General features: G+C 74.8%; 12 protein-coding genes. 6 read left to right on the top strand and 6 right to left on the bottom strand.

Annotated features, from left to right (window positions below; genetic code table 11):
- Positions 1-47: 47 nt before the first annotated feature.
- From ACFWIS_RS35995 to ACFWIS_RS35985, 3 genes are all read right to left on the bottom strand, one after another.
- Positions 48-1,754 carry a DUF5719 family protein gene (locus ACFWIS_RS35995; RefSeq protein ID WP_380461623.1) on the bottom strand — a complete coding sequence of 569 codons (1,707 nt, stop codon included), beginning with the start codon at positions 1,752-1,754 and terminating at the stop codon, positions 48-50.
- A 6-nt stretch (positions 1,755-1,760) separates the two neighbouring features.
- Positions 1,761-5,609 carry a glycosyltransferase family 2 protein gene (locus tag ACFWIS_RS35990; RefSeq protein ID WP_380461622.1) on the bottom strand — a complete coding sequence of 1,283 codons (3,849 nt, stop codon included), beginning with the start codon at positions 5,607-5,609 and terminating at the stop codon, positions 1,761-1,763.
- Positions 5,610-5,859: 250 nt separating this feature from the next.
- Positions 5,860-6,132 carry a WhiB family transcriptional regulator gene (locus ACFWIS_RS35985; protein WP_350509620.1) on the bottom strand — a complete coding sequence of 91 codons (273 nt, stop codon included), beginning with the start codon at positions 6,130-6,132 and terminating at the stop codon, positions 5,860-5,862.
- A 621-nt stretch (positions 6,133-6,753) separates the two neighbouring features.
- On the opposite strand from ACFWIS_RS35985, the gene ACFWIS_RS35980 reads away from it, so the two are divergent.
- The 3 genes from ACFWIS_RS35980 to ACFWIS_RS35970 are packed head-to-tail and all read left to right on the top strand — an operon-like array spanning position 6,754 to position 9,685.
- Positions 6,754-7,389 carry a cysteine dioxygenase gene (locus tag ACFWIS_RS35980; protein WP_380461621.1) on the top strand — a complete coding sequence of 212 codons (636 nt, stop codon included), beginning with the start codon at positions 6,754-6,756 and terminating at the stop codon, positions 7,387-7,389.
- 41 nt (positions 7,390-7,430) lie between these two features.
- On the top strand, positions 7,431-8,390 hold the full coding sequence (cofD, locus tag ACFWIS_RS35975) for a 2-phospho-L-lactate transferase (RefSeq protein ID WP_380461620.1): 960 nt from the start codon (positions 7,431-7,433) through the stop codon (positions 8,388-8,390).
- 8 nt (positions 8,391-8,398) lie between these two features.
- Positions 8,399-9,685 carry a coenzyme F420-0:L-glutamate ligase gene (locus tag ACFWIS_RS35970; protein ID WP_380461619.1) on the top strand — a complete coding sequence of 429 codons (1,287 nt, stop codon included), beginning with the start codon at positions 8,399-8,401 and terminating at the stop codon, positions 9,683-9,685.
- Positions 9,686-9,721: 36 nt separating this feature from the next.
- Here ACFWIS_RS35970 and ACFWIS_RS35965 read toward each other — a convergent pair whose 3' ends face one another.
- Both ACFWIS_RS35965 and ACFWIS_RS35960 read right to left on the bottom strand, forming a co-directional pair.
- Positions 9,722-10,645: a DNA-3-methyladenine glycosylase family protein gene (locus ACFWIS_RS35965; RefSeq protein WP_380461618.1), complete on the bottom strand. Its 924-nt coding sequence runs from the start codon at positions 10,643-10,645 to the stop codon at positions 9,722-9,724.
- A 128-nt stretch (positions 10,646-10,773) separates the two neighbouring features.
- The gene (locus tag ACFWIS_RS35960; RefSeq protein WP_380461617.1) at positions 10,774-11,898 is read right to left on the bottom strand and encodes a peptidoglycan recognition protein; all 1,125 of its coding nucleotides are present in this window, start codon (positions 11,896-11,898) and stop codon (positions 10,774-10,776) included.
- Between the two features lie 167 nt (positions 11,899-12,065).
- On the opposite strand from ACFWIS_RS35960, the gene ACFWIS_RS35955 reads away from it, so the two are divergent.
- The 3 genes from ACFWIS_RS35955 (at position 12,066) to ACFWIS_RS35945 (ending at position 15,916) form a co-directional block, all read left to right on the top strand.
- Entirely contained in the window at positions 12,066-12,857 is a 792-nt protein-coding gene (locus ACFWIS_RS35955; RefSeq protein WP_380461616.1) for a TIGR03089 family protein, read from the top strand.
- 35 nt (positions 12,858-12,892) lie between these two features.
- Complete coding sequence (locus tag ACFWIS_RS35950) at positions 12,893-14,131, top strand: LCP family protein (RefSeq protein ID WP_380461615.1); 1,239 nt, start codon at positions 12,893-12,895, stop codon at positions 14,129-14,131.
- Between the two features lie 195 nt (positions 14,132-14,326).
- Positions 14,327-15,916, top strand: a complete 1,590-nt coding sequence (locus ACFWIS_RS35945) for an LCP family protein (protein ID WP_380461614.1) — start codon at positions 14,327-14,329, stop codon at positions 15,914-15,916.
- Here ACFWIS_RS35945 and ACFWIS_RS35940 read toward each other — a convergent pair whose 3' ends face one another.
- A complete protein-coding gene (locus tag ACFWIS_RS35940; protein WP_380461613.1) occupies positions 15,917-16,531 on the bottom strand; it encodes a DapH/DapD/GlmU-related protein in 615 nt (204 codons plus the stop codon).
- Positions 16,532-16,534: the final 3 nt, after the last annotated feature.

The following is a 16,534-nucleotide window of genomic DNA, read 5'->3' as shown; positions in this document are numbered from 1 at the left end:
TGTCGGCGGCCGCGTCCGGCCCAGGACCCGACCCCGGCCCCCGGTGCTCAGCGCAGGACGACGCCCGGGTCCTGGGTGGCCTGCGGGACCTGGACGGTGCTGTGGTCGTCGCGCAGCGCCTGGACGGTGAACATCGGCACGTCCTTGGTGGGGATGGCGAGCATCCGGGCGGCCACCACCGGGCCGCCGGACTCGGTCTCCACGGTGAGCGCGAAGACGCCGTTCAGCCCGGCGGGCTCGGGCGCCGGGATGGCGACCGTACCGCCGGCCGGGAGCTGGACCTCCTTGGTCGCCGGGGTGCCGCCGCCGCTGCCGGCCGAGGCGGTGACCTTGACGGTGGCGGCGTCGCCGGTGGAGGTCAGGAACAGCGTGGAGGCGCCGGCCCGGTTGTCCGCGACGGTGGCCCGGGCGCCGACCGGGGCGCTGCCAGAGAGCCAGGCCGCGTCGCTCTTGCCGTTGCCACCCGTGCGGTCGACCCGCAGCCCGGCCACGATCTTGGTGGGGTGCTTGTCGTCGCTGGGCGACAGCCGCAGCCCCGCGACCTCGTCCCGGGTCACCTTGCCGAGGTCGACGGCGGCCACCATGCCCGCCTTGACGTGGATCGACTCGTTGCCGGCCGGGGTGAACCAGCCGTTCTTGCCGGAGAGCTGGATCTTCAGGTCGGCGTCGTCCTCCGGCGGTGCCCAGACCACCAGGTGGGCCGCGGCGGTGTCGGCGGGCAGGCCGGGCAGCACCTGGGTGGGGGCCGGGTCGGCGGAGGCGGGGATCCAGTCGGCGCCCTTGGCGCCGTCGGCGGCGTGCAGCCCGGCGCCGATCCGCCCGGAGCGCACCACCACGTTCACGGCGAGGTCGTTGACGGCGCCCTTGCTGATGGTCGACAGCAGGACGGACTGCGAACTGCCGGGGGCGACGGTGATGCCGTTGGCGGCGTCGTTGTCGATCAGGCCCTTGTCGCCGTAGAGCTTGATGTCGACCACGGCGGCCGAGGACTCGGGGTTGACCAGGCTGACGTAGTCGACCCGGTCGCCGGCCGTGCTGGCCCCGGCGAACCAGAAGCCGGTGCTCTCCGGGGTGCAGGTGAGGCCGGACAGGCCCATGCCGCGCTGTTCGGTGACCACGGTGGTCTGGGTGACGGTGAAGCCGGGGGCGAGCGCGCCGGTGGCGACGGCCCCGGTGCCGGGCGCGCCGTCACCGTTGGTGGCCGGGCCGGTGACCGGGACGCCGGGCTTGGCGAGGGTCAGCCTGGCGTCGGCGGGCGCGGCGTTCTTGTCCGGGGCCGGGGCGCCGGAGCCGCTCGGGGCCGCGCCCGGCGTGCCGGTCGCGGCGGGGGTCGCCGGGGCCGAGGGGGCCGTGGTCGGCGGGGCGACCGGGGCGGCCTGGTCGGACAGCCAGCCGGCGCCGCCGGTGGCCGAGCCGGCGCCGGGCGGGGTGTAGGCGTTGAGCGTGGTCGAGCCGGTCAGGCCCTGGAACGGCTGCGGGCAGACCGCGGCCGTCCGCTCGACCTGGGCACTGCTCGGGGCGCCCCCGCCGTCGGCCTTGGCCTGGCCGGCCGGCGGCCGCGCCTCGGCGATCCCGAACACGGCGGCCAGCACCACGGCCGCGGCCAGCAGCGACTGGGTGGTCTTCCCGGCGGACCGGCCGGGGCCCTTCCCCGCCGGGCGGGCGGGCCCCGCAGCCTCGACCGACTCGGCGGCGGGCTCGAAGGGCTGCTCGTCCCCGGTGCCGGACTTCTTCCTGAAAGCGGGCTTCTTCATCGCGGGTCAGCTCCCCGATCCGTGCTGGTGGGGGCGGTAGTTCCCGGGGCCGCCCGGTTCGTTGGGGTCGTAGTACGGCTCGCCCTGCTGCTGGCCCGGCAGCCAGGTCTGCTGCGGCTGGCCGCCCTGCTGCTGGTAGGGGTCGTAGCCGTACTGCTCCTGCGGGTACTGCTCGTAGCCCTGCTGGGGGTAGCCCTGCTGCTGCCCGTCGTACCCGTGGGTGTCGTAGCCCTGGCCGTCGTAGCCCTGGCCGTCGTAGCCCTGATTGCCGTACGGCGCGGCCACCGGCTGCTGGGCCGGGTACTGGTCGTAGCTGTACGGGTCGGCCTGCTGGTACGTCTGGTACGGGTCGGTGTACGGCTCGGCCTCCTGGACCGCCCCGGCCACCGGCTCGCCGGTCGGCTGCGGCGGGATCGCGCCCGGCCGGCCCTCGTACACCCCGGCCTCCTCGGCGCCGGGCTCGCCGCCCTCGCCGCGCTCGGCCATCCGGCGGGCCCGGCGGCTGCCGGGGACGGGGGTCTGCGCCTGGGCGGCGGCCAGCGCGGCGGCGGCCAGCGCCTCCTCGGGCAGGTCGTCGTCCTTGTGGCTGCGGCGGCCGGGCAGGGCCAGCACCAGGATGGTGAGGCCGAGCACGACCTGGGCCCAGATCCAGCCGGTGTGGGCGAGGCTGCCCTCCCGGGTGACGCTCAGCTTGCCGCCGGCGGCCGGGAGCTTGAAGCCCTGCGCCCAGCCGTCGACCGTGACGGACTCCAGGGCGGTGCCGTCCACAGTGGCCTTCCACTCGGGCGCGGCGGACTCGGCGAGCCGCAGCACCCGGCCGTCCGGACCGGCCGGGACGGTGGTGGCGAGGTCGCGGACCCCGGCCGGGACGACCACCGGGTTGGCGCCGGGGGCGGTGATCACCGCACGCACCGCGGGGGCGCCGTTGACCTGCCAGAGCGCGGTGTCGCCCTCCTGGTTGGCCTTGACCAGGCCGGGGGTGGTGTCCAGGACGTCCTTGAACGCGGCGACGGCCTGCCGCTCGACCAGCACGTAGGCGATGCCGTAGCCGGCCAGGGCGTTCGCCTGGTCGGCGCCGGAGCCGGCCAACAGGCTGCCGACCATCTTGTTCAGGCCGTCCTGGGTGCCGGTCGCCGGGTCGACGGTGGACTCCGCCTGGCCGAGGGTCAGGCCGGAGCCGCGCACCACGGTGTAGCGGACGGCGCCCTTCTGCCCGGTGACGACGAGGGTGCGGGCCCGGTCGGTGGTGCCCGCCTCCTCGGCGACGAAGGCGGGCACCTGGTCGGCCTGGGAGCGCTGCAGCGGACCGCCGGCGCCGGTCAGCGCCCACCACAGGCCGGTGCCCAGCGGGGCCAGCACGGCGGTGGCCACCACCAGGGCGGCCACCGGCTGGCGCCAGCCGAAGGCGATTCCGGCGACGCGGGCGTTGGCGCCGTCGGCGCCGATCGCGGCGGCGGCGAGCAGGGCGATACCGGCGATCAGGGTGGCCGGGCCGGCCCAGGCGGGTACCGGCTGGCCGCCGGAGGCCGGGGTGACGGAGGTGCCCGCCACCACGACCGCGAAGACCAGTCCGGCACCGGCCGCGCCCCAGGCGGCGAGCACCGCCCGGCGCCGGTCGGCGCGCAGCAGCGCGGCCAGCGCGGCCAGGACGACACCGGCGGACAGCCAGACCGGCGGCACCCCGGCACCGCCGGGGTTGACCAGCAGCAGTCCGGCCCCGCTCGCCCCGGCGCCGTGCAGACCGGGCAGCCCGGCCTCCAGCAGCAGCAGCTGGGGGTGCGACAGCACCTTCAGCGACCAGGGGGCGAGCAGCGCGACGGGCACCGCGAGGATCACCAGGACGCGCAGGCCGAGCAGCCGCAGCGCGGTCCCGCCGGAGCCGAGGGCACCGCCGCGCAGCACCGCGAAGACCAGCATCGCCAGGCACAGCGGTACGGCGAGTGCCCAGGTCAGCGGCACGAAGGCGGTGGCCAGGGTGAGCAGCAGCACGGTCATCCAGACCGGCCGCCACCCGGGCCGGGCGCCCTTGGCGGCGCTCTCCCGGCGGATGCCGAGGCCGGCCGAGATCGCGGCGGCGCGGGCCAGCGGCGGCAGCAGCACGGCGAGCACGGCGGTGCCGATCCGGCCCTGGGCGAGCGCGCCGGTCGCGGCGGGCAGCAGGGCGTAGGTGGCGCTGGCCCAGGCGCGGACCAGCTTGGAGTCCAGCAGCGGGCGGGACACCAGGTAGGCGCTGACCGCGGCGAGCGGGACGGTGAGCACGACCAGCAGGGTCAGTGCCAGGTCGGCGTGGCCGAACAGCAGCCAGGAGAGCACCGCGAGCACGCCGAGGTACGGCGGTGCGGCGGCGCTGGAACCGGTGCCGATCGGGTGCCAGGCGTCCGCGTACATCGCCCAGAGGCCGCCCGCGCCGTCGGAGGCGGGCAGCAGCGCGCCGCCGAACAGTTCGCCGCTGCCGACCAGGCTGCGGCAGGCGATCAGGGCGAACACCAGCAGGGCGGCGAACAGCACCGGCGCGGGGCGCCGGGCCAGTTTCTTGATCAGCGCGAACTGCTCGACGACGAGGTCCTCGCCGTCCTCGTCCCCGCCGGCCTCGACCGAGCCGTGCCGGCTGCCGGAGTCGTCGCCGCCCCCTATCCCGAGCGAGCCGATGACGCCCTCGACGGCCAGCCGGGTGGTGGCGCCGGGGGCCGGGAAGAGCGTGCGGTCGTCCAGGGCGTCCGCCGCACGGGTCCGGGCCCGGCGCTTGCGCGCGGCCAACAGCCGTGGGAAGCGGACGAGTTCGTGGCCGAGGCCGGCCAGTTCGTCGACCGCCTGGCGCGGGTCCTTGCCGAGCAGGTTGGTGACGGCCCGCACCAGGGTGCCGAGCACCAGGCGCAGCAGCACGTACGGGAAGAGCGCGCCCTTGCAGTTGGCGAGCAGGGAGTAGACCGCGCCGGCCTTGTCCACCCGGTGCGGGTGGGCGGGGCCGCAGTCGATCGCGCGGCGCTCGCGGCTGGCCGCCTCGGCGTGCCGGAGCACGGCGTCGGGGGCGACCACGACGCGGTGGCCGGCGGCGTTGACCCGCCAGCAGAAGTCGGTGTCGTCCCGCATCAGCGGGAGGGCCTTGTCGAAGCCGCCGAGCTCCTCGAAGACGTCCCGGCGCACCAGCATGCCCGCGCTGGAGACGGCGAGCACCGGGCGGACCTGGTCGTGCTGGCCCTGGTCCTGCTCGCGGCGGTCCAGGCCGGTCCAGCGGCGGCCGGAGCGGGCGATGGTGACGCCGACCTCCAGCAGCTGCCGGCGGTCGTACCAGCTGCGCAGCTTGGGGCCGACCACGCCGGCGCTCGGGGTGGAGTCGGCGACCTGGAGCAGGCGGCGCAACGCGTCGGTCTGCGGCTCGCAGTCGTCGTGCAGCAGCCAGAGCCACTCGACCGGCTGGGTCTCGCGCGGGCCGCCGCGGCCTAGGTCGTCCTCCTGGGCGAGCGGGTCGCCGAAGTCGTCCCAGCCGCCGGTGACCGGGTCGTAGCCGGAGGGGTCGAGCCGGTACGGGAGGTCCTCGGGGCGCAGCGGCGGGCTGTTGAAGACGGCCTCGGCGACGGCGGTGCCGAAGCCGACCCGGCGGCCGAGCACCAGCGGACCGCTCTCGGGAAGCCAGTCCTCCAGGGTGTCGGCGAGCAGCTGCGGGGAGTTGTCGGTGGATCCGGTGTCGACCGCGAGGATCCGCTGCACCTGGCGGTCCTGGCCGAGCAGGCCGGCCAGGGCCTGCGGCAGCCAGCGGGCTCCGTCGTGCGAGACGATCACCGCGGTGACCAGGTGACGCGGATAGGCGGGCGGCCTGGAAGCGGTGAAGCCGCTCTGGTGGCTGTAGACGGTCATCGAGTGCGCGGGCCCCAGTTCTCGGTGGACACAGCCGGTGAACGGCAACCGGATGGCGCACCACACTAACGGCTCCGGATGGCCGCCTCGTGCCCGGTGCCGGTGCGGAGGCGGTGAAGAAGCGGGGTCCGGGACGGCGGAGGCGGTCCCGGGAGCACGAAAGCGCCCCACCGTCGCGGTGAGGCGCTCGTACAGCTTTGTGACGGTCCGCGACTGGCGGAGGGTCAGCGGGGGCCGGGGATCACCCCGGTCAGACCGCGCTCTTCTTGAGCCGGCGGCGCTCGCGCTCGGAGAGGCCGCCCCAGATGCCGAAGCGCTCGTCATTGGCGAGCGCGTACTCCAGGCATTCCGAGCGGACCTCGCAGGCGAGGCAGACCTTCTTGGCCTCGCGGGTCGAGCCGCCCTTCTCGGGAAAGAAGGACTCCGGGTCGGTCTGGGCGCACAACGCGCGCTCCTGCCAACCGAATTCCTCCTCTTCCTCCGTGATGCCATCCCCGATCAACAGCTCAAAGAGCTCGCTCATGTGGCGCGCCTCCTCTGCCCCTACTTGGCGTCCCCGTGGTTGCCGTTGCCTCGTGCGGCTGACGACACGAGTGAAATTACAGTTGCGTCACTCTGGCCCAGTCAAGCCGAGCTCTGGTATTGAGGCCGGGATTCACTCCCTGGCACCAAGCCGTTACGAATAGTGTGCATATCCGGACACATCGGGCCTTCGGCCCGAAAGCCCTGGATGGCACAGAAACGTTCGCAACCACTTGCCGGGTGACGCACGGTCACCGGCACAGGCCGGTCATCGGCCTGCCTTCCCGGCGTTCTTCCCATCGAAACATAGAGAGTGATGAATCACCCCATCCGGGCAAGATCCGGACCTAACCCACTCGAATGCCGCATCGTTCGGTTTGACACCGGCCCCGCGCATGCGGTGTCCTGTGCTCTATGTCAGAGTTCGCCAGCCCCCGGAGCGGTTCCACGCTCCGCCGTGCCGTGAACTCCTGTTGTCGCCTCTGTTCCTGCTGTATCTAGGCGCCCGCGTCCCACCGCGCGCCGCCACCAGGAAGCACAGAGGCCGCCCGCGAGATCCCGCCCCAGGACATCCCGGATCCGGCTGCTCCCCGACCAGCCGACCCATCCGAGGACGACTCCCGTGCGCATGATCCGCATCCGCAAGCGGAACCGCGACCGCAGCAAGCTCGCCCGCCGCGGCCTCTCCGCCACCCGCACCCCCGGCCGCGCCGACCGGCACCGCTGGGCCGACGGCCTCAGCGACGTCTCCATCGCCGGCGACCCGCTCGCCTTCCCGCACCTGGCCCGCACCGACCTGCCCGCCCACCCCACCACCGTCGCCGGGTACGCCCGGCTGGTCCGCGAGATCGCCGCCGACCGCGCCCGCTGGGAGCCGCTGGTCCGCTACGACGCCCTCACCCGCTGGTACGCCCGGCTGGAGACCGGCCCCGGCTACGAGGTCTGGCTGCTCAGCTGGCTGCCCGGCCAGAGCAGCGGCTTCCACGACCACGGCGAGTCCTCCGGCGTGATGACCGTCGTCCGGGGCGAGCTGATCGAACGCTCCCTCACCCGCAGCGGCGAGGCCGCCCGCACCCTGCGCCCCGGCGGACAACGGGTGTTCTCCTCCGGCTACCTGCACGAGGTGGTCAACGGCGCACTCGAACCCGCCGTCTCCATCCACCTCTACGCCCCGGGCCTGACCGAGATGAACCAGTACGGCGCCGCCTCCGCCGTCCCCGAACAGCACGCGCACGCGGCCGAGTCCGAGCGGCACTGAGCGCGGGCTGACGAGGAGTCCGACCATGGCAGGATGACCCCATGCGCATCGTGGCACTGGCAGGCGGAATCGGCGGGGCGCGCTTCCTGCGCGGACTCCTCGCGGCGGTCGGACCGCAGGACGAGATCACCGTCATCGGCAACACCGGCGACGACATCCACCTCTACGGCCTCAAGGTCTGCCCCGACCTCGACACCGTGATGTACACCCTCGGCGGCGGCATCAACGAGGAGCAGGGCTGGGGCCGGACCGACGAGACCTGGTCCATCAAGGCGGAGATGAAGGAGTACGGCGTCGGCCCCGAGTGGTTCGGGCTCGGCGACCGGGACTTCGCCACCCACCTCGTCCGCAGCCAGATGCTCACCGCCGGGTACAGCCTCAGCCAGGTCACCGAAGCACTGTGCGTGCGCTGGCAACCCGGCGTGCGACTGCTGCCGATGAGCGACGACCGGGTCGAGACCCACGTGCGGATCACCGACGAGCAGGGCACCCGGGCGGTCCACTTCCAGGAGTACTGGGTCAAGCTGCACGCCGCCGTGGACGCCGAGGCGATCATCCCGGTCGGCGCGGACACCGCCAAGCCCGCGCCCGGCGTGCTGGAGGCCCTCGCCGAGGCCGACGTCATCCTCTTCCCGCCGTCCAACCCGGTGGTCTCGATCGGCAGCATCCTCGCCGTCCCCGGCATCCGGGAGGCCGTCGCCGCCGCCCCGGCGCCGGTGGTCGGGCTCTCCCCGATCATCGGCGGGGCGCCGGTGCGGGGCATGGCCGACAAGGTGCTCGCCGCCGTCCGCGTCGAGGCCACCGCCGAGGCGGTCGCGCTGAACTACGGCTCCGCGCTGATCGACGGCTGGCTGGTGGACACCGTGGACGCCGGGGCCGTGGACGCCGTCGAGGCCGCCGGGATCGCCTGCCGGGCCGTCCCGCTGCTGATGACCGACGTCGAGGCCACCGCCGAGATGGCCCGGGCGGCGCTGGCGCTGGCGGAGCAGGTCCGGAGGTGACGGCGGCGATGGAGGTCCTGGGGGTTGACGGGATCCCCGAGATCGAGGCCGGGGCCGACCTCGCCGGACTGATCGCCAAGGCCGGGACGTACCGGGACGGCGACATCCTGCTGGTCACCTCGAAGATCGTCAGCAAGGCCGAGGGCCGGCTGCTGCACGCCGTCGACCGGGAGGCCGCGATCGACGCCGAGACCGTCCGGGTGGTCGCCCGGCGCGGGCCGGTCCGGATCGTGGAGAACCGCAACGGCTTCGTGATGGCCGCCGCCGGGGTCGACGCCTCCAACACCGCCCCCGGCACCGTGCTGCTGCTGCCCGAGGACCCGGACGCCTCGGCGCGGGCGCTGCGCACCCGGCTCCAGCAGCTCACCGGCTGCCGACTGGCCGTCGTCGTCACCGACACCTTCGGCCGACCCTGGCGCAACGGGCTCACCGACGTCGCGATCGGTGCCGCCGGGCTGTCCGTCCTGGAGGACCACCGGGGGCGCACCGACAGCCACGGCAACGAGCTGGTGCTCACCGTCACCGCGACCGCCGACGAACTGGCCGCCGCCGCCGACCTCGTCAAGGGCAAGGCCAGCGGCGTGCCGGTCGCCGTGGTGCGCGGGCTCGGCCACCTGGTCACCACCGAGGACGGCGCCGGCACCCGGCCGCTGGTGCGGCCCGCCGCCGACGACATGTTCCGGCTCGGCACCTCCGAGGCGCTGCGCCAGGCCGTCACCCTGCGGCGCACCGTCCGCTCCTTCACCGCCGAGCCGGTCGACCCGGCCGCCGTCCGGCGCGCGGTGGCCGCCGCCGTCACCGCGCCCGCCCCGCACCACACCACGCCCTGGCGCTTCGTCCTGCTGGAGTCCGCCCGGACCCGCACCCGGCTGCTCGACGCCATGCTCGACGCCTGGCAGCGCGACCTGCGCGAACTCGACGGCTGGGACGAGGCCAGGATCGCCCGGCGCACCGCCCGCGGCGACGTCCTGCGGGACGCGCCGTACCTGGTGGTGCCCTGCCTGGTGACGGACGGCTCGCACGACTACCCGGACCGGCGCCGGGCCACCGCCGAGCGGGAGATGTTCACCGTCGCGGCCGGCGCCGCCGTGCAGAACCTGCTGGTGGCCCTCACCGGCGAGGGCTACGGCTCCGCCTGGGTGTCCTCCACGATGTTCTGCCGTGACACCGTCCGGGCCGCCCTGGACCTTCCGGACGACTGGGACCCGATGGGCGCCGTCGCCGTCGGCCGCCCAGCCGAACCTCCCCGGGCCCGCCCGGACCGCAGCGCCGACGCCTTCATCGAGGTCCGGTAGGGCTTCCCCCTTCGCTCCCGCCGCCGTCGCCGTCGCTCAGCGGCGGCGGTGGTCGTTGGGGGTGAGCCTCGGGCCGTAGCGGGGGGCATGGGTGCCGGTGGCCAGCAGGAGGCGGCAGACCCGGTGGCGGTGGGGGCGGTAGGGCTCCAGGAGGGCGAGCATCTGGGCGTCGTCGCTGCGCGGGCGGCCGGCCAGGGCCCAGCCGACCAGGTTGGGCAGGTGGAAGTCCCCGACCGAGACCGCGTCCGGATCTCCGTTGCTTCGCTGCAGGGTCTCGGCGGCCGTCCAGACGCCGATGCCGGGGACCGCCGTCAGCCGGGCGAAGGCCTCCTCGTGGCCCATCGCCGAGGCCTCCTCCAGGCGCGGCGCCAGCCGCACCGCGCGCAGCACCGTCGCCGAGCGCTTGGGGTCGACGCCCGCCCGGTGCCACTCCCAGCTCGGGACCATCGCCCACTCCCGGGCCGACGGCGCCACCCGCATGCCCTCGGCCGGCCCCGGCGCCGGGGCGCCGAAGTCCCGCAGCAGGGTGCGCCAGGCGCGGTAGGCCTCGTCGGTGGTGACCATCTGCTCCAGGATCGCCGGGACGAGGGACTCCAGGACCAGGCCGGTCCGGGTCAGCCGCACCCCCGCCGTGCGGCGCTGGGCGTCGCGCAGCGGACCGGGCGGCAGCACCAGCGCCTCCGGGTGGTCCTCGGCGCCGAGCAGCACCGGCAGCCGCTCCAGCAGCCACTGGGCGCCCGGCCCCCAGGCCGTCGCCTCCACCTCGCCCGCGCCGGGGTGCGGCAGCACCCGCAGGGTGCCGAGCCCGGCCGGGGTGCGGGAGGCGCGCCAGACGGCGCCGTCGCCGGTGGTGCGGTACGAGGGGTCGGCCGGGCCCCGGCGCAGCGGCAGCAGCGTCCGGACCGGGTCGAGCGGGAAGCCCGGCCGCCAGCGCCGTACCGCCTCGCCGCCGCCCGTCACTGCCGTCGCCTCCTGTGGTCCCTGAGGCTATGAACGATACGCGGGGGCGCCGACGGGCCGGGGCGCGCGCGGGAACGGCCCAGCGGGAGGCGGGAGTTCGGCGGCTGGGTCCGGAGGCGGGCCGGGCCCTACGGCGCCTGCCGCCCGGCCGCGGCCGAGCGCAGGGCGGGGAGCCGGGCGTAGAGGGCCGTGCCGGGGCACTCGGTATTGAAGGCGTCCCGGTGGCCGGAGATGGCGTCGAAGTCGACGACCGTGCCCTTGGGGTAGCGGCTGGCGTCGGAGGCCGAGGTGAGCTTGGTGTGCCCGTCGGCGGCCTGGCCGTGGAGGCCGAGCTTCCAGGCGGCGAGGGCGGCGATGCCGTTCAGGAGGGACTGGGGCGGGGTGGCGTCCACGAAGGTGCCGATCGCGGCGACGCCGGAGGAGTCGGTGTTGAAGCCCAGGGTGTGGGCGCCGTGGACGGGCTGGTCGACCCCGCCGGCCCGGCCCTCGTAGATGGTGCCGCAGCGGTCGACCAGGAAGTTGTAGCCGATGTCCCGCCAGCCACTGGTCTTGACGTGGTACTGGTAGATCGACCTGATCACCCGGGGGGCGTCGCTGCAGGCGTAGTCGGTGGCGGTCGCGGTGTGGTGGACGAAGACCTCGCGGACCGGGCCGGTGTACTCGAAGCCCGGTTCGCGGATGGACTCGTCGGCGCCCCAGCCGGCCCGGGTGACGATCCCCGGGCGCGGCGCCTGGTGGGCGCCGTCGACGGCCTCGGGCCCGGCGGGCACGGTCCGGGGGGCGGCGGGCGCGGGTGCGCCGGCGCCGGGGTCGACCAGTTCGAGCCGCAGTCCGGGCGGCGGTCCGGCCGGGCCGGGCCGGACCTCGACGGCGACGCCGTCGCTGCGGCCGGTCCACAGCGGGGCGGTGGCGCCGTGCGGGGCGCGGTCCGGGCCGTCGTCGGTGTCGGCCTCCAGGGCGTGCCAGTCGCCCCAGCGGCCGGTGGCCGCGTCCCGGGTGCGGACCCGGACGCTTCCGCCGGCCAGCGCGCCGGCTGGTCCGTCCCAACCGACGCCGAGGAGTTCGAACGGCCGGGTGGTGCTCGGTGCGAGCCCGGCCCCGGCCGGCAGCGGGAGCGAGACGGTCGTCCCGCCGCCGGGGAAGTCCTGTTGCCCGGTGGGGGCAAGGGGTACGGCGGAGGCGGCCGGAGCGGGCTGGAGCAGCAGGGCGGCGGTGCAGCCGGCGAGCAGCGCGGCCGGGAACGGGAGGCGCACGGTTCTGTTCGAGGGGTGCACGGCCGGGTCTGAAAGGCGCACAGCTTTGCGTGAGAGGTGCATAAGGGGGATCGTCGCCGCAAACCGGACCACTTGCCATGCCGCCTCGCGCCCGCCTTGCGGCCCCTCCCGGCCTGCCACCCGAAGGCCGTAGGCTGGGGCGCACCATGACTGCGCCATTCGCTGCCGATGCCCGCACCCCCGTCGAGCTGCTGCACGCCTACCTGCGCGGCGGCACCCATTCGGTCGATCCCGCGGCCCCGCTGGTCACCTTCTACGACGACGCCACGGGTGAACGGGTGGAGCTCTCCGCCCGGACCTTCGACAACTGGGTCGCCAAGACCGCCAACCTCCTCCAGGACGAACTGAACGCCGGCCCGGACGACCGCGCCGCGCTGCTGCTGCCCGCCCACTGGCAGAGCGCCGTCTGGCTGCTGGCCTGCTGGTCGGTCGGCGTGACGGCGGTGCCGGCCGGCGACCCGGCCGCCGCCGACCTGGTGGTGAGCGGCCCGGACGGCCTGGAGGCCGCCCAGGCCTGCGAGGGCGAGCGGGTGGCGCTCGCCCTGCGCCCGCTCGGCGGCCGCTTCCCGCACCGCCCGGACGGCTTCCTCGACTACGCCGCCGAGGTCCCCGGTCAGGGCGACCGCTTCGCCCCCTACTCCCCCGTCGCCCCGGACGGCCCGGCCCTGGAGACCTCGGTGGACGGGTTGCCGCTGAAGCTGACCGGCGAGCAGACCGTCGCGCTGGCCCGGGAGGGCGCCGTGCGCCTCGGCCTCAAGCCCGGGGACCGGGTGATGTCCACCCTCTCCTTCGACGACTGGACCGGTCTGGAGGCCGGTCTGCTGGCCCCGCTGGCGGCCGGCGCCTCAGTGGTGCTCTGCCGCAACTCCCAGGGCCTGGACGACGGGCAGTGGGAGAAGCGGGCCGAATCCGAACGGGTGACTGTGCGCCTGGGCTGACCCCGGCGGCGGCCCGGCGGGTAGGGATCCCTGCCATGGCCGAGGACGACACCGAGCACCCCCCGACCGACGAGACTCCCCCGAAGGACGCTCCCCCGAGCGCACCCGGACGCCCGCGCAGGCGCCGGCGGTGGCTGATGATCACCGCCGGCGTCGTCGCGTTCCTGCTGGTCGCGACCGGTGTGCTGCTCTGGATCGCGTACCGCAAACTGGACGGCAACATCCGGACGGACTCGGCCACCGACCGGCTGCTGGCCAAGCTGGAGGCCGAACGCCCGAGCCGTACGGCCGGGGCCGGGGGCGCCGAGAACATCCTGCTGATCGGCAGTGACGACCGATCCGGCAGCAACTCCTCGTACGGCGGCCAGCCCGGCACCCCGCGCTCGGACACCACGATCCTGCTGCACCTGGCCGCCGACCGGAAGCACGCGACGGCGGTCTCCGTCCCGCGCGACGTCATGGTCACCGTGCCCTCCTGCGAGAAGCCGGACGGCAGCCGCAGCAAGCCGGGGACGATGCAGTTCAACTGGGCGTTCGAGCTGGGCGGTCCGGCCTGCTCGATCCGCGCCGTCGAGCAGCTGAGCGGGATCCGGATCGACCACTACGTGATCCTCGACTTCAGCGGCTTCAAGACCATGGTCGACGCGATCGGCGGGGTCGAGGTGTGCGTGCCGCAGCCGATCCACGACAAGGACGCCAAGCTGGACCTCCCGGCCGGCCGCCAGATGCTGCACGGCGAGCAGGCGCTCGGCTACGTCAGGGTCCGGGAGAGCCTGGGCGACGGCTCCGACACCCAGCGGATGGGCCGTCAGCAGCAGTTCCTGGCCTCGCTGATCCGCAAGGTGCAGTCGCAGGGGGTGCTGCTGAACCCGGCCAAGCTGTGGCCGGTGCTGGACGCGGCCACCTCGTCGGTGAAGGCGGACGGCGGCCTGTCCTCGCTCGGCGCGCTGTACGACCTCACCCAGAACCTGCGCGGCATCCCGTCGCCGGACGTGGTGTTCCTGACCGCGCCGCGCCGCCCGTACCGCTACGACTCGGACCGGGACGAGTTCGTCCAACCGCAGACCACCCAGTTGTTCGACGCGCTGCGCGACGACCGGCAGGTCGCCGTCCGGCCGCCCGCGCCGGACACCGGGGCGAGCCCGCGAGCCGCCTCCGCCTCGGCCTCCGCCTCCGGCACCGGCTCGGACGGGACCGCGGCGTCACCCTCGACGAGCGCCTCGCCCACCTTCGAGGGACGCACCGCCGACGTGGACGCCTGCGCGAAGCGCTGACCGGGGCCGCGCCGCAGGTCGGCGGCGCCCTCGGGGGAAATGCCGCACCCGCCTGTGGCTTTACCGGCGCTTTTCTCCCGCATGACGGAGATCACACCCGGAACGATGAGGCCGTTCGGCTCGTCTAGTGTGTCCGGATCGGGCCGCCAGTACGGGTGGCCCGCAGCCGTGACCGGTCGGAGGTGGGGATTCCCCGTGGACGAGGAACAGCCGGAAACCGGTCAGTACCGGACCGACCCGGCCGGCGGGATCCCCCGGCAGCAGCGCCGCAGGGGCGCCGGCCCCGCGGCGGCGCCCGCCGCACCCGCCGCTGAGGGCCGCCGGGACAGCCGGCGGCGGGCGGCCGCCGCCGCCAAACGGCAGCGGCGCCGACGGGTGCTCAAGTGGACGGCCGGGACCGGCGCCCTGGTGATGGTCGCGGGCTGCGGCGGGGCGTACTACCTGTACCAGCACTTCAACAGCAACCTGACCTCGGTCAAGGTCCAGCTGGGCAACGAGGAGGAGCGGCCCAAGGCCGCCGGGGACGCGCTGAACATCCTGGTGATCGGCACCGACAGCCGGCAGGGCCTCGGACGCGAGTACGGCGACGCGGGCAGCACCGGGCACGCCGACACCACCCTGCTGTTCCACGTCGCCAAGGACCGCTCCAACACGACGGTGGTCAGCATCCCGCGCGACCTGATGGTGCCGATCCCGGAGTGCCGCAGCGACAAGGGCCAGAAGATCCCGGGCTCGGCGCGGGACATGTTCAACAACAGCCTCGGCCAGGACGGGCGCGACGCGGGCTGCACCTGGAAGACCGTGGAGAAGGTGACCGGCATCCGGGTCGACCACTTCGTGCAGGTCAACTTCGAGGCGGTGAAGACGCTCTCCACGGCCGTCGGCGGGGTCGAGGTCTGCGCGGCCAAGGACATCGACGACAAGGACTCGCACCTGAAGATGTCCAAGGGCCGCCACGTCGTCCAGGGCGAGGAGGCGCTGGCCTTCGTCCGCACCCGGCACGCCGTCGGATTCGGCGGCGACCTCACCCGGATCCCGCTCCAGCAGCAGTTCATCAGCTCGATGATCCGCAAGGTCAAGAGCGGCGACACCCTGACCAGCCCGAGCAAGCTCTACCAGCTCGCGGACGCCGCCACCAAGGCGCTCACCGTGGACTCCGGCATCGGCAGCGTCGACAAGCTGAAGGACCTGGCCCAGGACATCAGCAAGGTGGACACCAAGAACATCACCTTCACCACCGTGCCGGTGCTGGAGGACCCGAAGGACAAGGACCGGCTGGTCCTGAAGCAGCCTGACGCCGGGCAGGTCTTCTCGATGATCGCGGGCGACCGCTCGCTGACCGAGACGGCCACCCCGCCCGCCGACGCCACCACCCCGGCCGCGCCGGCCCCGGCGGCGCCGAGCGCCACCACCCCGGCGGTGGACGCCAAGGACGTCCAGGTGACGGTGCGCAACGGCAGCGGGACCCGCGGACAGTCCGGGCCGACGGTCGACAAGCTCAAGGCCAGGGGCTTCGCCCGGGCCGCGGTCGGCTCCGACGCGCCGCCCGCCGCCACCACCACGGTGTCCCACCCGGCGGGCCAGGAGGCCGGGGCCGCCGCGCTGGCCGCCGCCCTCGGACTGCCCCCGGACGCCGTCCGGCCCAACCCGAAGGCGGGCCCGAAGGACCCGCTGCTGCTGGTGCTCGGCAAGGACGTCCTCGCGGCCGCGCCGCAGCAGCCGACCGAGGCGCCCAAGGACCTCCAGCGGGTGCAGGCGGACGACGAGGACGTCTGCGCCAAGTGACTACGACTGCCTGAGTGTTCCGTCCGTCTCACGGTAACCCTCGCCGGTCCGGGGGCAGTTCCAGAGCCCCGGGCCGGCCGGGCGCAGCGGCTCGCCGGCCCGGCCGACCCAGCCGATCCGGCGGGCGGGCACCCCGGCCACCAGGGCGAAGTCCGGGACGTCCCGGTGCACCACCGCCCCTGCCGCGACCAGCGCCCAGCGGCCGACCGTCACCCCGGCAACCAGCACCGCCCGGCCGCCGATGGAGCAACCCTGACGGAGAGTCACCGGTTCGGCGTGCCAGTCGAGTTGACTCTTGAGGCGGCCGTCGGGGGTGACCGCGCGGGGGTGGCGGTCATTGGTCAGCACGGCGGCCGGGCCGATGAACACGCCGTCCTCGACCACGGCCGGCTCGTACACCAGCGCGTGGTTCTGCACCTTGACCCGGTCGCCGATCCGCACGCCCGGGCCGATGTAGGCGCCGCGGCCGATCACGCAGTCCGCGCCGACCACCGCGTCCTCGCGGACCTGGGCCAGGTGCCAGACCCTGGTGCCGGCGCCGATCGCGGCCCGCTCGTCGACGTCCGCGCCCGGTTCGATCCGGGCCGCGGCCGCGCCGTCCTCAACTGTCCCCATGCG

This window comes from Kitasatospora sp. NPDC127060 (assembly GCF_042724935.1).
Lineage (GTDB): Bacteria > Actinomycetota > Actinomycetes > Streptomycetales > Streptomycetaceae > Kitasatospora.
Note: the sequence above shows the minus strand (reverse complement) of the source record. Positions and strands in the feature narration are given on the sequence as shown.